The following is a 15,780-nucleotide window of genomic DNA, read 5'->3' on the forward strand; positions in this document are numbered from 1 at the left end:
CCGCAACTCAGGCGTCCCTGCGCCGCAGCAGCACCAGCGCCAGGACCATGGCCACCGCCACCCACAGGCAGTAGACGCCGAAGCCGGTCCAGGGCGGGAGTAGGCCGTCGACCTGCGGCGACATGATCCGCGCCCCGGCGGTGCTGGTGATGTACTTCACCACCTGCGCACCGGTCTCGCCGGGCAGCATGGTGGCGAGCTGCGGCAGGACCAGCAGCAGGACGACGATGGCCACGATGCCGCCCGCGGTGTGCCGGATGATGGTGCCGAGGCCCAGCCCGAACAACCCGGAGGCGGTGACGTAGAGGGCGGCGCCGGCCACGATCCGCAGGCTGTCGCCCTCGGTCAGGGCGACGCCGTGCTCACCCAGGACGAGCTGCCCGGCGAAGAACGACACCAGCGACGTCACCAGCATCGCGCCCCCCACCGCGAGGGCGAACACGATGACCTTGGCGGCCAGCATCCGGCCCCGCCGCGGCACCGCGAGCAGGCTCGTGCGGATCATCCCCGTCCGGTACTCCGCGCTGATCGCCAGCACGCCGAGCGCCGCGACCACGATGCTCGCGAGCTGGACCCCGGCCATGCTGAGCGCCGCGGGATCGCCCAGCGGCCGCTCGTCGAGCGTGGCGAGCGCGACCTTGCTCATCAGGATGGAGAAGCCGACCATCATCAGCACGACGGTGAGCATCGACCACGTGGTCGAGCGCACCGAGCGGAGCTTGGTCCATTCCGAGCGCAGCGCGTCGATCATGACGCCACCGCCGTGTACTCCGCGCTGTCCTGGGTCAGTTCCATGTAGGCGGCCTCCAGGCTGGGTTCGACCATGGTCAGTTCGTGCAGGGGGATGCCCGCCGCCGCGGCGGCCTCGCCGACCTCCTCGGTCGTCTTGCCGGGCACCCGCAGGTGGTCGCCGGAAAGGCCGGTGGCCGCGCCGTTCAGCAGGGCGGCCAGGCCGCGCAACTGCGGGGAGCGGACCCGGACGTACCGCTGCGCGCTGCGCGAGATGAACTCCGACACCGTGGTGTCGGCGATCAGCCTGCCCCTGCCGATCACGATCAGGTGGTCGGCGGTCTGGGCCATCTCGCTCATCAGGTGGCTGGAGACGAACACCGTGCGCCCTTCGGCGGCCAGCCCGCGCATCAGCGTGCGGATCCACAGGATGCCCTCGGGGTCGAGCCCGTTCACCGGCTCGTCGAAGATCAGGATCTCGGGGTCGCCGAGCAGGGCCCCGGCGATGCCGAGCCGCTGCGCCATGCCGAGCGAGAAGCCGCCCACGCGCCGCCTGGCCACCCCGGTGAGCCCGACCTTCTCCAGCACCTCGCCGACCCGGGAGGCGGGCAGGCCGTTGCTGTGGGCGAGCTGGAGCAGGTGGTCGCGCGCGGTACGGCCGCCGTGCACGGCCTTGGCGTCCAGGAGCGCGCCCACCTTGCGCAGCGGGTGGCGCAGCTCGGCGTACGGGACGCCGTCGATGCGGGCCGTGCCGCCGGTCGGGCGGTCCAGCCCCAGCATCATGCGCATGGTGGTGGATTTTCCAGCGCCGTTCGGGCCGAGGAATCCGGTCACCCGGCCGCTTTCCACGGTGAAGGACAGCCCGTCCACGGCGAGCGTGGAACCGTACCTCTTGGTGAGGTGGTCTGCGGAAATCATGGGTCAAGCGTCGCCGCGGAACGCCCGGAAATCGTCGTCCGCGGGCACGGTCCGCGGCTGGGAGCCGGGGGCGATCAGCGGGCCCGGAGTGGGAGCAGGGTCCTAGTCAGGCGCCGGCGGGGCGTACCAGGCCCGTCTCGTAGGCGACGATCACGGCCTGGGCCCGGTCGCGCACTCCGACCTTGGCGAACAGGCTGGTCACGTGGTTCTTCACGGTGGAGGGGGAGAGCCGCAGATCGGCGGCGATCTCGGTGTTGGACCGGCCGCTGCCGATCAGCGTCAGGACCTCGCGCTCGCGTTCGGTGAGCGTGCCGAGCAGGCCGTCCCGGGGGGTGGCGCGCGGGCGCGCGGCGCGGACGAACGTGCCGATCAGCCGGGTCAGCAGCCGGGGCGCGACCGCCGACTCGCCCCGGTGCACGATCCGGACGCCCTCCACCAGTTCCTCGGGGGAGATGTCCTTGGGCAGGAACCCGGACGCCCCGGCGCGGAGCATCGCGACGACGTACTCGTCCAGGTCGAACGTGCTGAGCGCGAGCACCCGGACCTCCGGATGCTCGGTGACGATGCGCTCGGTGGCGGCCACGCCGTCCATGCCCGGCATGTGGACGTCCATGAGCACCACGTCCGGGCGCAGCGCGCCGCTCAGCCGTACCGCCTCCTGGCCGTCGGCCGCCTCCCCGGCCACCGCCATGTCCGGCTGCGCGCCGACGATCATGCCGAATCCGGTCCGGACGAGGGCCTGGTCATCCGCGAGCAGCACGTTGATCAACGCTCGGTCTCCGTTCGGGGGTCGGGGCGGGGCGGGCCGCGCGGCCGGGCACCGGCATGCGGGCGTGTACCCGAAATCCTCCATGCGTGCGGCGGCCGGTCTGCAACTGCCCCCCGCACAGCGCGACCCGCTCGGCCATGCCGCTCAGGCCGTAGCCCGCGCCGGTGGCGTCCCTGCCGCCAGGCGTCCAGTTCGTGCCGTCGTCAAGGATCTCCACGACGACCGCCTCCTCCTCGTAGGCCAGGCGGACGCTCGCGCGGGCCCCGGGGGCGTGCTTGCGGGTGTTGGTCAGCGACTCCTGGACGATCCGGTAGACCGCGTGGTCCACGGCGGCGGGCAGCGGCGCGGGCTCGCCCTCGATCATGAGCGCGGCGGGGAGCCCGGCCGTGCGGGCCTGCTCGACCAGCGTGGCGACCTCGGCCGCGCCCACGCCGGAGTGGTCCTCGGGCTCCTTGTCGTCCTCTGCGCGCAGGACGTGCAGCAGCTCGCGCATCTCCGACATCGCCTCGCGGGCCGTGCGCTCGGCGGTGACCAGCACCTCCTGGGCCCGCGCGGGGTCGGTGGCCATGGTGGTGCGGCCCGCGCCGACCAGCACGTTGATCACGCTGATGTGGTGGGCCACGACGTCGTGCAACTCCCTGGCGATGCGCCGCCGCTCGGCGCGGACCGCGTTCTCCGCCGCGTGCGACTCGCGGCGCTCGCGCAGCTCGTACCTGAGCCGGAAGAAGTGCCCCACCCCGACCGCGAGCAGCAGCATGATCCCGTTGCCCACCTGGTTGGCGCTGCCCCTGGTGGCCCACATGGCGACGCCCTCGGCGACCGCGGTGGCCAGGGCGGTGAGCCAGGCGAGCCGGGCGGAGGTGTACCGGCCGAGGGTGTAGAAGGCGACCAACGAGGCCGGTTCGGCCACGCTGAACGGGGTGAACAGGGCCGATGCGATGTCGAGGACGACGGTGACGAGAGCGACCAGGAGGGGTCTGGTCCGCCGGGCGAGGAGGGCGAGCGCGCCGAGGATCATGGCCAGGGCGTCGGCCCGTACGGCGGGCGAGTCGATCCGCAGGATGAAGCTCGCGGGCAGCCCGTAGAGGCCGGGCAGGGCCACGACGAGGGCCAGCAGCCAGTCCTGGACGCGCGGGTTGCGCAGGATACGCCGAATACGCCGTACGCCCGGGATTCGCATGGTTCGACGGTACGGCACGCGCGGTGGGCGCGGGCGTGTGCGATACCGTCGGGCCAGAGGGCGGGACCCGCGCGGCTCAGCCGTACGCGCCGGGCCGCCGACGCCGGAGCCGTCGAGCGGAGCAACGCGAATGAGCAGGTCAGTGCGGGTCGTCTGGGACGACGCGCTCACTTCCTACAACTTCGGGCCCGGCCATCCGCTGGCCCCCGTGCGCGTCGAGCTGACCATGGCGCTGGCCCGCGAGCTGGGCGTCCTGGCCAACGTCGAGCAGGCCGGATGCGCGCCCGCCACCGATGACGAGCTGGCGCTGGTCCACTCCCGCGACTACATCGCGGCCGTCCGGCGGGTCTCCAGGCACGGGCGTCCCGACCTGGCGGCGGGGCTCGGCACCAGCGACAACCCGGCCTTCGCCGGGGTGCACGAGGCGTCGGCGCTGATCGCCGGGGCGAGCCTGGCCGCGGCCCGCGCGGTGTGGACCGGCGCGGCCGAGCACGCGCTCAACGTGGCCGGCGGCCTGCACCACGCGATGCCCGCAACCGCCAGCGGCTTCTGCGTCTACAACGACCCGGCCCTGGCCATCGCCTGGATGCTCGCCCAGGGCGCGACCCGGATCGCGTACGTGGACGTCGACGTCCACCACGGCGACGGTGTGCAGGCGATGTTCTACGACGACCCCCGGGTGCTGACGATCAGCCTGCACGAGAGCCCGCGCACGCTCTTCCCCGGCACCGGCTTCCCGCAGGAGACCGGGGCGGGGGAGGCGGAGGGCACCGCCGTCAACGTCCCGCTGCCCGCGGGGTGCGGCGACACTGGCTGGCTGCGCGCCTTCCACGCGGTGGTGCCGCCGCTGCTCGCGGAGTTCCGGCCGGAGATCCTTGTCACACAGCACGGCTGCGACGGCCACGCGCTCGACCCGCTGGCCCACCTGACGCTCAGCCTGGACGGCCAGCGGGCCGCCTATCAGGCGCTGCACCGGCTGGCCCACGAGACGGCGGGCGGCCGGTGGGTCGCCACCGGCGGCGGCGGATACGAGCTGGTCCAGGTGGTGCCGCGGGCCTGGACGCACCTGATCGCCGAGGCGTCCGGCCACCCGCTGGCACCGGACACCGCGACGCCGCAGGCGTGGCGCGAACTGGCCGCCGAACGTACCGGCGAGCTGCCCCCGCTGACCATGACGGATGGCCGTAATCCGGAATTTCGCGACTTCTCCGACGGTTATGATCCAGGAGACCCTGTTGACCGGGCCATTGTCGCGGCCCGGAACGCCGTGTTCCCCGCACACGGCCTTGACGTGCTGCTGTGAGTGCCCGTGGACGAGCTGACACCCCCGAGCCGGTCCGAGCTTCGTGACCATCTGATCGCCACCAGGATCGCGGGCGACGTCGCCACCAGCCGCGAGAACAACCTGGACCACTACAGGTCGCTGGCCGAGCGCGATCCCTACTACCACCTCGGCCTGACCTTCGCCCAGCCGTGGAGCTACCGCGACGTGCTGGCGCTGATGGCCAAGTCGGCCGGGGTGAGCCCGGACCCGGCGCACCGCACCGGCCAGGACACCATCGACCCCGACCGCACCATCGAGGCCCTGGACGAGATGGGCGCGCGGATCGGCGCCGCGCTGGCGGGCGGACGCCCTCGGTTGCTGTTCGCCACCGGGCACCCGACCGGGCTGCTCACGGTCCACCTGTCGCTGGCCCGGTTCGCCGTACGGCACGGCGCCAAGCTGCTCACCCCCGGTGAGGGCTGGGCCTACTCGCCCCCGTACCACGGCCGCACCCGGCGGGTCCGCTACCTGGACGGCGTGGCCATGCTGGACGACCACGGCGGGTTCGTCCACACCCACGACCCCGCGCCGATGGAGGCGATGCTCGGCAGGCTGAACGGCGAGCGGCCCGACCTGGTGATCGCCGACCACGGCTGGGCGGGCGCGGCCGGTGAGGCGGGCCATCTGACCGTCGGGTTCGCCGACTGCAACGACCCGGCGCTGTTCCTGGGCGAGGCGGAGGGCAAGATCGCGGTGGCCGTGCCGCTCGACGACAACGTCCTTCCGAGGTACTACCGGCCCCTTACGGCATATCTCATCTCAAGGGTCACGCAGGCCCTCTGAGTCCCGTTGGAGTGGATTCGGCCCTCCTTATACCAGTTTTTCGCGCCTGCATTCCGGGTCGCGCGGGTCTCGTTTGCCAACTTTTTCATGATCGTGGGCGACTCTTATGGGTAGACAGTTGTTCCGTTCCACGAGCACAGCGAGGGTGCGGCCAGCCCGCTGGCCTGCGTTTTCTGCGATTCGACTGACAGAGGGCTTCGATCACTGATGGACTGGGGGGTTTGCGCTCTCCGAGTCCCGCCTTACGCTGACGGCAGTACACGTGCGTGAGCAATGGCACCAGTGGGGATAACCCGGATACACGTGCGGAAGAGGCGTCCGATGGGTGCAGGTGAAAGACCTCTCAGCGAGGTGAAGTTCCTGACGGTGGCGGAGGTGGCCACCGTCATGCGGGTGTCCAAGATGACTGTGTACCGGCTCGTACACTCGGGCGAGCTGCCGGCCATCCGGGTCGGCCGCTCTTTCCGAGTCCCTGAGCAGGCGGTTCACGATTATCTGAGAGACGCCTACATCGAGGCGGGCTGAGACGGCCGGGCGGCGCCCGGCCTCTCATGGAGTAGCGGCGTGCTCCGGCGAGCGCGGACACGCCGCGAGTGCAGTCTCCCGGGGCTCCCCCAGGGGCGATCTACCGTGGATCGCCGGTAGGCTGTTGACTCGGTGTGCTGCTCAGCACACCGGATCGGCATCTACCAAGACCTGGGGGTCCCGTGGGCTCTGTCATCAAGAAGCGCCGTAAGCGCATGGCCAAGAAGAAGCACCGCAAGCTGCTCAAGAAGACCCGTATCCAGCGGCGTAACAAGAAGTAGCAGCGGACCTGCGAGGCGCCGATGACCCGTACCGTGCTCGTCACCGGGGTCGCCAGGCATATCGGCGCCCGAGTGGCGAGCGTTCTCGCGGCCGACCCGGGGATCTCCCGGGTGATCGGCGTGGACACCGTTCCACCGCCGACGCCGGCGCGTGACGGCGGTCCGGCGCCCGGCGGCGTACCGCTCGGCCGTACCGAGTTCGTCAAGGTCGATCTGCGCAGCCCCGACATCGCACAGGTGATCGCGGCCGCCGACATCGACACCGTGGTCCACGTTGACCTGGTGAGCGCCCCCAGGGCCCTCATGAAGGAACACAACGTGATCGGCACCATGCAGCTCCTCGGCGCCTGTCAGCGGTCCCCGCTGATCCGCCGGGTCGTGGTGCGCTCGACCACCGAGGTCTACGGCTCCTCCGCCCGCGACCCCGCCGTCTTCACCGAGGACGCGGAGCCTCCCGAGACCCCCAGTCACGGATTCGCGAAGGACGCGGTGGAGGTCGAGGGCTACGTGCGGGGCTTCGCCAGGCGGCGGCCCGACGTGACCGTCACCACGCTGCGCTTCGCCGACTTCATGGGGCCGGGGGTCGATTCTCCGCTCACCCGCTACTTCAGCCGGCCGGTGCTGCCCACCGTGCTGGGATTCGACCCCCGCCTGCAGTTCGTCCACGAGGACGACGGCGTCGAAGTGCTGCGCCGGGTCACCGTGGACGACCACCCCGGCACGTTCAACGTGGCCGGAGACGGCGTGGTGCTGCTGTCGCAGTGCGTGCGCCGCGCCGGGCGGCCCACGATGCCGCTGCCGTCCCCCGCATTCGGCGTGCTCGGCGACCTGGCCGGGCGGGTCGGCCTCGCCGACTTCTCGCCCGAGCAGATCCGGCTGATGTGCCACGGCCGCGCGGTGGACACCACCCGCCTGGCCGACGAGCTGGGCTGGAAGCCCAAGTTCACCACGGCGGCGGCGTTCGACGACTTCCTGCGCTCGCTCGGCCGCGCCGCGGGCGGCGGGCCGCTGGCCGGGCTGATCGGCAGGATCGAGGAGGAGTTCGGCCGATGAGCCACGACGAGTCCTACGCGACGGTGATCCCCATCGATTCGGCTCGCGAGCGGCGGGACGGCGTTCCGCCCGATGACGACCGGCTGGGCGAGTTCCTGGGCTTCGTGCGCAGGCGGCTCGCGGGCGAGTACGAGATCGACGAGTTCGGGTTCGACCCCGAGCTGACCGACAAGGTGCTGCTTGAGCTGCTGCGCCCGATCTACCGGCACTGGTTCAGGGTCGAGACGCTGGGCCTGGGCAACGTCCCCGCCGAGGGCGGCGCGCTGGTGGTGGCCAACCACTCCGGCACGGTCCCGCTGGACGCGCTGATGCTCCAGGTCGCCCTGCACGACGAGGCGCACCGCCCGGTACGGCTGCTCGGCGCCGACCTCGTCTATGAGCTTCCGGTCCTCGGGCACCTGTCCCGCAAGACCGGGCACACCCTCGCCTGCCGCGAGGACGCCGACCGGCTGCTGCGCAAGGGCGAGCTGGTGGGGGTCTTCCCCGAGGGCTTCAAGGGGGTCGGCAAGCCGTTCCACGACCGCTACAAGCTCCAGCGGTTCGGGCGCGGGGGGTTCGTGGCGTCGGCCATCCGGGCCGGGGTGCCGATCATTCCGTGCGCGATCGTGGGGGCGGAGGAGATCTACCCCAAGATCGGCGACCTGCGGACCCTCGCGCGGGCGCTGGGCCTGCCGTACCTCCCGGTCACGCCGCTGTTCCCGTGGCTGGGGCCGCTGGGGCTGATCCCGCTGCCGTCCAAGTGGATGATCGAGTTCGGGGAGCCGGTACGCACCGACGAGTGCGACCCTGACGCGGCCGACGACCCGGCCACGGTGTTCAACTTCACCGACCACGTACGCGAGATCGTCCAGCAGCGCCTGGACGACCTGCGGCTGCGCCGCGGCCCGGCCTTCCCACCGCTGTTCTGAGCAGCCTTCAGAAGGCTTCAGGAGCCTTTGGGAGCCTTCAGGAGCGGTAGTGGCGGCGCAGCGCGATGGCGGCGGCCACGCCGCCCGCGAGCGCGCCCGCCGCGGCGGCGATGGGCAGCCCGATCATGGTGGCCTTGCGGCCCGTGCGGTAGTCGTGGATCGTCCACCCGTGGTGCCGGGCGTGCTCGCGCAGCTCGCCGTCCGGGTTGACCGCGGAGGCGTTGCCGACCAGTGAGAGCAGCGGCAGGTCGTTGGCCGAGTCGCTGTAGGCGGAGCAGCGGGTGAGGTCGAGCCCCTCCTTGCGGGCCAGCGCGCGCACCGCCTCGGCCTTGGCGGGCCCGTGCAGCAGGTCGCCGACCAGCCTGCCGGTGTAGACGCCGTGCTCGGTCTCGGCGACCGTGCCGAGCGCGCCGGTCAGCCCGAGCCGCTGGGCGATCACGCTGGCCAGCTCCACCGGCGTCGCGGTGACCAGCCACACCCGCTGCCCGGCGTCGAGGTGGCTCTGCGCGAGCGCCCTGGTGCCCGCCCAGATGCGGTCGGCCATGACCTCGTCGTAGATCTCCTCGCCGAGCTGGACCACGTCATCGACCTTCAGCCCGGCGACGAACGCCAGCGCGGTCTCCTTGGCCTCGGTGATGTGGTCGGCGTTCTCGTTGCCGCGCACCCGGAAGATCGCCTGGCCCACCGCGAAGCGCAGCAGGTCCTTGGTGGTGAACAGGCCGCGACCGGCCAGCCCGCGGGCGAAATGGTAGATCGAGGCCCCGCGCATCATCGTGTTGTCGACGTCGAAGAACGCCGCCGCGGTGAGGTCGGGGTCGGCGACCGGCATGCTCACGGCGGCGGCCGCGGCCACCTCGCCCGCGATCCTGGGCTCCTGCCGCCGTCGTAGTAGCCGCCTCATAATCCATCAGCTTAACCGTCCTGGGAGACCATGACCGGTCCGTCGCGTTAGCGGCGTATGACACGCCGATTCCACCGCGTATACGGGCCGTCCCGGCGTGTCGGCCGAGAGGGTGTCTTCTGGGGCGCTGAACGTCCCCTCAGCGCCGCTCAGGGACGTTCAGTCGCCTGTGGTGGCGGAGGTCGTCTCGGGGGCGGCGAGGCCGTCGATGTAGTCCAGGTAGCCGCTCGCCTGGCGCTGTGTCTGCGCGTCCATCCTCTGCAGCATCGGGTCCACCACCCGGTGCTGCTTCTCGGCGAACCGGCGCAGCGTCGGCTCCTCCTTGGCCTCCTCGCGCCGGACCCTGTCCAGCTCGCACACCGCCGACCGGGTGGCCCGGTCCATGTCCCGGATGGTCTTCTTCACCAGATCGACCCGGCCGGGCGTACCGAGCAGGCTGGCGACCTCCGCGGCCCGTTCCTCGGCGGCCCGCAGCTTGCGCTGCGCCCGTTCCCGCTCGTCGGTGCTCAGCCCGACCATGGTGGACTCCACCGCCCGCTTCAGCGGGTACAGCGTGTCGCCCGGTACCGCGCGGTAGGCCACCAGCCCGGTCACGGTGAGCGTGAACGCCACGCCGACGACCGCGAGCTGCGAGAGCACCGCCACTCGCCGATACCCCCTGGACCGGCCGCCCGCCCGGCCCGCCCGGCGGCGGCGCCTGGGTCGGCGCGGACGCCCGCGCACGATGTCCGCCTGACCGGTGGTGGGCGCGATGGTCTCCGCCGGTTCGGGAAGCGGGCAGGCGGCGTCGTCGGCGTACGTCGTGAGCAGGTCCTCCCGCAGCTTGGCGCGGAACTCCGCGCGGGGACCCGCCTCCTCCTGGATGCCGATCTTCGACAATCGTTCGGCCAGGCGGTGTTGGGTACGCCGGGTGGTGGCGGGGCGCCACCACCGGGGTCGCCACTTACGCATGAACGCTCCCTGCCGCCCCCGAGCGATGATCCATCGGTGTCACTTGCCTAACGATGGGCCGGTACGACAGGTTACGTTCCGTTTCCAAAGCGCCTGCGGGGATCGCCCAGCGCAGCGGCCGGCTCTGTCAGGCGAGATCGGCCCGCAGCGCGCGGGCCAGCGCGCGGATCGCGCGAAACTGCAGGGCCTTGATCGCCCCGCTCTTCTTGCCCATCACCAGCGCCGTCTCCGCCAGTGACATGCCGTGCAGGAAGCGCAGCACCACGCACTCCTGCTGCTCCGGCTTGAGGTCCCGTACGGCGCGCAGAACCCTTTCGTTGACCATCGCCGTGACAACCGCGTTCTCCGGGATGTGCGGTCCGTCCAACGGGATGTCGAGGACTTCCGCCGTGGACACCTCCATCCGGTAACGCCCCGATTTGAAATGGTCGGTGACCAGATTGCGGGCGATCGTCACCAGCCAGGCGCCGAAGTCTCTTCCCTGCCAGGTGAAGTTCGCGATACGGCGAAGTGCCCGCAGAAACGTCTCGCTGGTGAGGTCTTCGGCGAGAGGGTGCGAGCCGACGCGGAAGTAGATGTAGCGGTAGACGAGGTCGACGTATCGGTCATAGAGCGTTCCGAAGGCATCCGCGTCCCCGGTCTTGGCACGCAGAACCAGGGCCCGGAGGTCGTCGTCCCCGGGAGCCGCCACATCCTGACGTACTGCGAACTCGCCCGTCCGTGTGCTTTGTGACATCCCTGCCCTGGGGGGCGGGGAAAGCCCGGCGAACGGCCACGTATTCGGCATCCGGTATCCCTGGGGGGAAGGGGGTCGATCCCTGGGGGGAAGGGGTCGGCTGCTCGAACACTCTAGGAATGATCGGGAAATTTCACAATCCGCTTGGTCCTGACCATGCCGATCCGGCGAGGTGCCCTGGTGGGTTCCGGATCTCCCTAGATCGTAGGTATGTGGTGGGCCATAACATCGGAGGGGGAGCGTCGCGAGATGAGCCGCCCGGCGGCTACCTTGGTGGACCGTTGCACCTGACACGGCCGCTCCCCGCTTCCGCTACCGGTTGGGGGCTAATGTCCGGCAGCATTGGAGGCACCATGGAAAACGTCGTCGCCGTAATCGGATTCGCCGGTGCTCTCCTGGCCGCCATCGCCACCGGCGCCCTGATCAGGCGGCTGCGCGACGAGCCTGCCGGCTGGCTGGGCGCCTGGACCGCCTCCACCGCGGCGCTGTGCCTGGCCCTCGGCGTGGTCGCGGCCGGGCACCTGCTCGGATTCGGCGCCACCACCTTCCGGCTCTACCAGATCACCGGCTCCCTCATCGCCCCCCTGTGGCTGGCCATCGGCGCGGTGCAACTCCTCGCCAGGCGTACCCCGCCGAAGTTCGCCGCGTGGCTGCTCGGCGGCGCGCTGACCTTCGTCAGCGCAGTGATCATGTTCGTCGACCCGGTGAACAACGGCGGGGCGTTCAGCGAGTCCCTGCCGGTGGGCAGCACCCACTGGAGCCTGTTCCCGGCCTCGCTGCTCGCCGCCGCGCACGCCGCCACGGCCGCCATCATGGTCGGCGCGATGATCGTCGCCGGGCTGCGCTGGCGCGACGGCGACGAGTACGACACGGACAACATGCACGCCGTCCTGGTCATCGCGCCGGTCGGCATCGCGCTCGTGGTCGTGCTGCGGTTCTCCTCGCTGGGCCTTTTCACCACCGCGATCCTCACGGTGGGAGCCGCCGCGACCTGGTACGTGCTGATCCGCCCGCTCGCCCCCTACGACGACGAGGAGGAGGACGAGGAGGAGGACGGCTACGAGGAGGAGACCGCAGCCGTCAAGCGGCCGGAACAGGGACGGCGGCGCGCGGTGGCCGAACACGGGGCCCAGGCCCGTGACCAGGTACGCGAGACCATCCGCGAACCGGCTCACGAGCCCGCCCGCTCCCGCACCGACCAGGCGTTCGCCGAGCAGGGCCGGATGGAGGAGCGGGGTCGCCGGGATGGACGGGGCTTCGCGGCGGAAGGCGGCATGCCGGAGGGCGGGCCACCGCAGCCCCAGCCGCAACCACAACCGCCGCCACAGCAGGGGAGGCGGCGTTCGGGGCTCGGCGATCTGGTCGCGGAGTACCGCGCGGGCGAGCAGGACGTGGACTACGCGGCGCGCATGCGGGCCGAAGAGGGCGGCTCCCCGTTCGGAGACCCGTCCTACGACGAGCCCGCCGGGGAAGGCTTCTTCGGCGGCCCCGGCGGCGGGGTCACCGGCGACTTCGAGTCGCCGCCGCGCGGCGGCCGGGGCAGGCGCGGCACCGATACGGGCACCCACGCCCGCATGGAGGGCGGCGGCGGGCGGCGGGCACGCCGCGCCGAGCAACAGGACTACAGCATGCCCGGAACCGGGGTGGTATACCCCGATACGCCCGGTAATGGCCCCAACACGGGCGGCGGAGGCGGCGGCAGGCCCTCGCCGAGCATTTATGGACTGCTCACCGTTTTCACGCTCATCGACGGCTCGGGCGACGCCTTCGACCACCTGGCCGAAGCCACGGTGGACGGCGTCCGGCAGAACGAACCTGACACGCTGGTCTACTCTTGCCACGCGGTGAAGTCGGCACCGCTCCAGCGAATCGTGTATGAGCTATACCGGGACGAGGTCGCATTCGCCGAACATCAGCGGCAACCCCACGTCCAACGCTTCGTCACGGAACGCCAGTCCCTCGTCCTCGCTACCAACGTCATCGAACTCACCGTCAACGCCGCCAAAGTCGTCCCCCTCCCAACGGCGTACATCTGACCCATTCCCCATTATCCTTCCAGCCGGGTCACTTCTTTCCGCGCTTTCGCGCCGCTCTGCCCCACCCCACAAGCCCCACCCTCCCCACCTGCCCTGCAGCGGCAAAAGGGCTGTCCCTCGCCACGCTCAGACGTTTTCGCGGTGCGTGCGCTCTGGTCTGGGTTCCCGTACGGCAAGCCACCTTCCAGCCGCCGGCGGTCGCCGGTCGGCGTTTGTGTCCGGCCTTTCGCGTGAGTCGTGGTACCTCACCGTCCCGGCACCGGCCAAAGCAGCCCATCCCAAACAATCCCGCCGTTCGCAGCCTTCTCGCCATTGCCCAACCGCCTCCAGCGGCAAGTCCGCTTCGCGGAGACGAAAAAGCTCGGCCCTCGCTGCGCTCGGTCGTTTTCCCGGTGCCGGGCTTCTCGCCCGACGTCGGCGCTGGTCGTGTGCCGTATGCTCCGGCCCTCAGTTTCTGTACGGCAGGCCACCTTCCAGCCACCGGCGGTCGTGGGTTGGCTCTTGTTCCCGGCCTTTCGCGTGAGTCGTGGTACCTCACCGTTCCGGCACCGGCCAAAGCAGCCCTTCTCGAACTATCCCGCCGTTTCGCCGCCTCTCACCGTTTCCCTGCCGCCTTCGGCGGCCCTCCGCTTCGCGGAGACGAAAAGGCTCGGCCCTCGCTGCGCTCGCACGTTTTCCCGGTGCCGGGCTTCTCGCCCGACGTCGGCGCTGGTCGTGTGCCGTATGCTCCGGCCCCCAGTTTCTGTGCGGCAAGCCACCCTCCAGCCCCTGACCCGTCACCGGTCGGCGTTTGTGTCCGGCCTTTCGTGCGAATCGTGGTACCTCACCCTCCCAGCGCCAGCTCGCAGAGCATCTCGCTGTTTTCTGTTTCCGCGGGCCTCCGCTTGGTGACGGCGAAAGGCTTGGTCCTCGCTGCGCTCGGACGTTTTCTGCTGTCGGGCTTCTCGCCCGACGCCGGTGCCGGCCTTGTGCCGTGTGTTTCCGGTCCTGGGCTGCCATACGGCAAGCCACCCTCCAGCCCGTGGCGGGATCGCGCCAGGCGGAGTGGTGGACAAACGGGCGCGGTGATTCGAGGGCTGCCTTGGCCGGTACTGGAACGGCGAGGTGACCACGACTCAGACGAAAGGCTGGATCCTCGCCTCATACTCCAGTGACGCTTCGCGATCTTGAGGCGTTGAGGTCACATGGCAGCGGCCAGCGTGTGTGTCACAATCCAGCCTTTTCCTGAGTTTCTGCTCTACAGATCCGCGGGGTTCAGTAGGCGCCAGGTCAATCACGTACGGCGCCGACGGATCCGCTCGCCACCTACGTGGTTCGTTGCTGTCCATCCAGTTCGGATCTAGAACAGAATCAGTGCTCAGACTAGTGTCCTTGGCATGGTCAGGACTCGAGCAGCCCTTATAGCAGCGGCACTGGCTCTCGTGACGAGCGGCTGCGGGTCGGCCACTCCTGAACTGCCCGCTTTCAGCGCCCCGGTGACGCCCGCCGCGACAGGTCGGCCGCCGTCGTTGCCGGGCTCCACACCAGCGGGTACGCGGCTGAAGTTCGGTGAGAAGGCGTTTGTCACCGTCTGGACAGACGAGGGCAGGTCGCTGCTGGGCCTTATTGTGACCGGCGTGGAAAAGGCGTCGTCGGACGACATGACCGTGTTACGCACTCTCCCGTCAGCCGAGGGCGGTGGTCGCTGGGCGTACTTCATTCGCGCCTTCTTGACCCGTGAGGATCACAAGAGTGCGTTCCCTGGATACAACATCCCGTATCCCGAAGCCTATTTGGAAGGCGGCGGCTTTGCGGGCTCCGTCTTTACAAACTACATCCTGTACCTGCCGACCTGCACCCAGTCCATCGGGAACTTCGCGTGGAATGCGGCAACAAATCGATTCGAAGCCTGCCGGATCATTTTCGCGATTCCGGACGCCGTCCGTATCGGCACTGACGGCGGCCACATTTCTTGGGAATGATCCGGACAGGAGTTCTTGTCGAGTTCGGCAGCGTTGTAGAAGCCGATTCCGCCATTGCGCCGGCCGGGTGGCCGATCAGCGCCGGCACCCCTCCATCGCAGACGTTCTGCGCCGGCATCGACGCCACCTGGCCACGGCTTGCCGGCGCAGATCCGATCCAGGATCGCGAAGTGTCACTGGAGTAATAAGCCACCATTCAAAGCCTGCGCAAGCCACCTTCCGGCCGTCAGCCGTCGCCACTCGACTCTCGTTTCTGGCCTTTCGCGGGAGTTCAGGTGCCTCGCCGTTCCAGCGCTGGCCAAAGCAGCCCATTCCAGACCATTGCGTCGTTTGCTGCTTTCTCACCGTTACCCATGCGGTTCACGCCTCATGAAAGGCGATGGTGGGGAAGCCGCCCAAGTCTTCTCGCTGAACCAAAGCGGGGTATCACCATGCCGCTTCTCCGAGGGCGGCATTCTCACGCGAAAGCCATTGCTCGCCCCGTGTGGTAGCCGTACAGTCACGCTAGGCGGTTGGCCGAGGCGAGGAGATCACAGCCATGAGTCCAGAGTGGGGCAAGCACGAAGACCCCAACAGCGGAGACAAGGACCCGGAGCCTCAGCCGTACAACCCTGATCAGCTGCCCGCGCAGCAGCCCACCGACAAGCCCGGCGACAAAAAGTGACCGACCCCGGCGCCTTCGCGCGGATCGAGCAGATGATCAACAGCATCACCTCTCTGATCGG

Annotated in this window: 16 protein-coding genes; 9 read left to right on the top strand and 7 right to left on the bottom strand. The window is 70.1% G+C overall.

Annotation, left to right across the window (positions count from 1 at the left end; all coding sequences use genetic code 11):
- Positions 1-7 precede the first annotated feature (7 nt).
- From DP939_RS03070 to DP939_RS03085, 4 genes are all read right to left on the bottom strand, one after another.
- Positions 8-751, bottom strand: a complete 744-nt coding sequence (locus DP939_RS03070; protein WP_113978615.1) for an ABC transporter permease subunit — start codon at positions 749-751, stop codon at positions 8-10.
- Positions 748-1,647, bottom strand: a complete 900-nt coding sequence (locus tag DP939_RS03075; protein ID WP_113978618.1) for an ABC transporter ATP-binding protein — start codon at positions 1,645-1,647, stop codon at positions 748-750. Before DP939_RS03075 ends, DP939_RS03070 begins: the two co-directional genes overlap by 4 nt.
- Before the next feature lie 106 nt (positions 1,648-1,753).
- The gene (locus DP939_RS03080) at positions 1,754-2,416 is read right to left on the bottom strand and encodes a response regulator (protein ID WP_199564907.1); all 663 of its coding nucleotides are present in this window, start codon (positions 2,414-2,416) and stop codon (positions 1,754-1,756) included.
- Positions 2,391-3,596: a sensor histidine kinase gene (locus DP939_RS03085; RefSeq protein WP_113978623.1), complete on the bottom strand. Its 1,206-nt coding sequence runs from the start codon at positions 3,594-3,596 to the stop codon at positions 2,391-2,393. The genes DP939_RS03080 and DP939_RS03085 overlap by 26 nt, the downstream gene beginning before the upstream one ends.
- 130 nt (positions 3,597-3,726) lie before the next feature.
- On the opposite strand from DP939_RS03085, the gene DP939_RS03090 reads away from it, so the two are divergent.
- The 6 genes from DP939_RS03090 to DP939_RS03115 all read left to right on the top strand — a co-directional run bounded on the left by DP939_RS03090 (position 3,727) and on the right by DP939_RS03115 (position 8,470).
- Entirely contained in the window at positions 3,727-4,899 is a 1,173-nt protein-coding gene (locus DP939_RS03090; RefSeq protein ID WP_113978625.1) for an acetoin utilization protein AcuC, read from the top strand.
- A 15-nt stretch (positions 4,900-4,914) separates the two neighbouring features.
- Positions 4,915-5,703 carry a phosphatase gene (locus DP939_RS03095; RefSeq protein WP_199564951.1) on the top strand — a complete coding sequence of 263 codons (789 nt, stop codon included), beginning with the start codon at positions 4,915-4,917 and terminating at the stop codon, positions 5,701-5,703.
- Between the two features lie 321 nt (positions 5,704-6,024).
- Complete coding sequence (locus DP939_RS03100) at positions 6,025-6,228, top strand: helix-turn-helix domain-containing protein (protein ID WP_012887307.1); 204 nt, start codon at positions 6,025-6,027, stop codon at positions 6,226-6,228.
- A gap of 182 nt (positions 6,229-6,410) precedes the next feature.
- A complete protein-coding gene (locus tag DP939_RS03105; protein ID WP_018654693.1) occupies positions 6,411-6,509 on the top strand; it encodes a 30S ribosomal protein bS22 in 99 nt (32 codons plus the stop codon).
- Between the two features lie 21 nt (positions 6,510-6,530).
- A complete protein-coding gene (locus DP939_RS03110) occupies positions 6,531-7,562 on the top strand; it encodes an NAD-dependent epimerase/dehydratase family protein (RefSeq protein ID WP_113978631.1) in 1,032 nt (343 codons plus the stop codon).
- Positions 7,559-8,470 (top strand): lysophospholipid acyltransferase family protein, encoded by a 912-nt coding sequence (locus DP939_RS03115; RefSeq protein ID WP_113978634.1) that lies wholly within the window; start codon positions 7,559-7,561, stop codon positions 8,468-8,470. Before DP939_RS03110 ends, DP939_RS03115 begins: the two co-directional genes overlap by 4 nt.
- A gap of 37 nt (positions 8,471-8,507) precedes the next feature.
- Here the strand turns inward: DP939_RS03115 and DP939_RS03120 are convergent, their stop codons facing one another.
- The 3 genes from DP939_RS03120 to DP939_RS03130 form a co-directional block, all read right to left on the bottom strand.
- Positions 8,508-9,371 (bottom strand): HAD family hydrolase, encoded by an 864-nt coding sequence (locus tag DP939_RS03120; RefSeq protein WP_113978637.1) that lies wholly within the window; start codon positions 9,369-9,371, stop codon positions 8,508-8,510.
- 159 nt (positions 9,372-9,530) lie between these two features.
- Positions 9,531-10,322 (bottom strand): DUF5667 domain-containing protein, encoded by a 792-nt coding sequence (locus tag DP939_RS03125; protein ID WP_147267849.1) that lies wholly within the window; start codon positions 10,320-10,322, stop codon positions 9,531-9,533.
- Positions 10,323-10,449: 127 nt separating this feature from the next.
- The gene (locus DP939_RS03130; RefSeq protein ID WP_225878014.1) at positions 10,450-11,013 is read right to left on the bottom strand and encodes a sigma-70 family RNA polymerase sigma factor; all 564 of its coding nucleotides are present in this window, start codon (positions 11,011-11,013) and stop codon (positions 10,450-10,452) included.
- Positions 11,014-11,411: 398 nt separating this feature from the next.
- On the opposite strand from DP939_RS03130, the gene DP939_RS03135 reads away from it, so the two are divergent.
- The 3 genes from DP939_RS03135 to DP939_RS48600 all read left to right on the top strand — a co-directional run bounded on the left by DP939_RS03135 (position 11,412) and on the right by DP939_RS48600 (position 15,719).
- Complete coding sequence (locus DP939_RS03135) at positions 11,412-13,094, top strand: putative quinol monooxygenase (protein ID WP_113978646.1); 1,683 nt, start codon at positions 11,412-11,414, stop codon at positions 13,092-13,094.
- A gap of 1,376 nt (positions 13,095-14,470) precedes the next feature.
- Entirely contained in the window at positions 14,471-15,055 is a 585-nt protein-coding gene (locus DP939_RS03140) for a hypothetical protein (RefSeq protein ID WP_147267850.1), read from the top strand.
- A 538-nt stretch (positions 15,056-15,593) separates the two neighbouring features.
- A complete protein-coding gene (locus DP939_RS48600; RefSeq protein WP_263972289.1) occupies positions 15,594-15,719 on the top strand; it encodes a hypothetical protein in 126 nt (41 codons plus the stop codon).
- Positions 15,720-15,780 lie beyond the last annotated feature (61 nt).

Source organism: Spongiactinospora rosea (assembly GCF_003315795.1).
GTDB classification, from domain to species: Bacteria; Actinomycetota; Actinomycetes; order Streptosporangiales; family Streptosporangiaceae; genus Spongiactinospora; species Spongiactinospora rosea.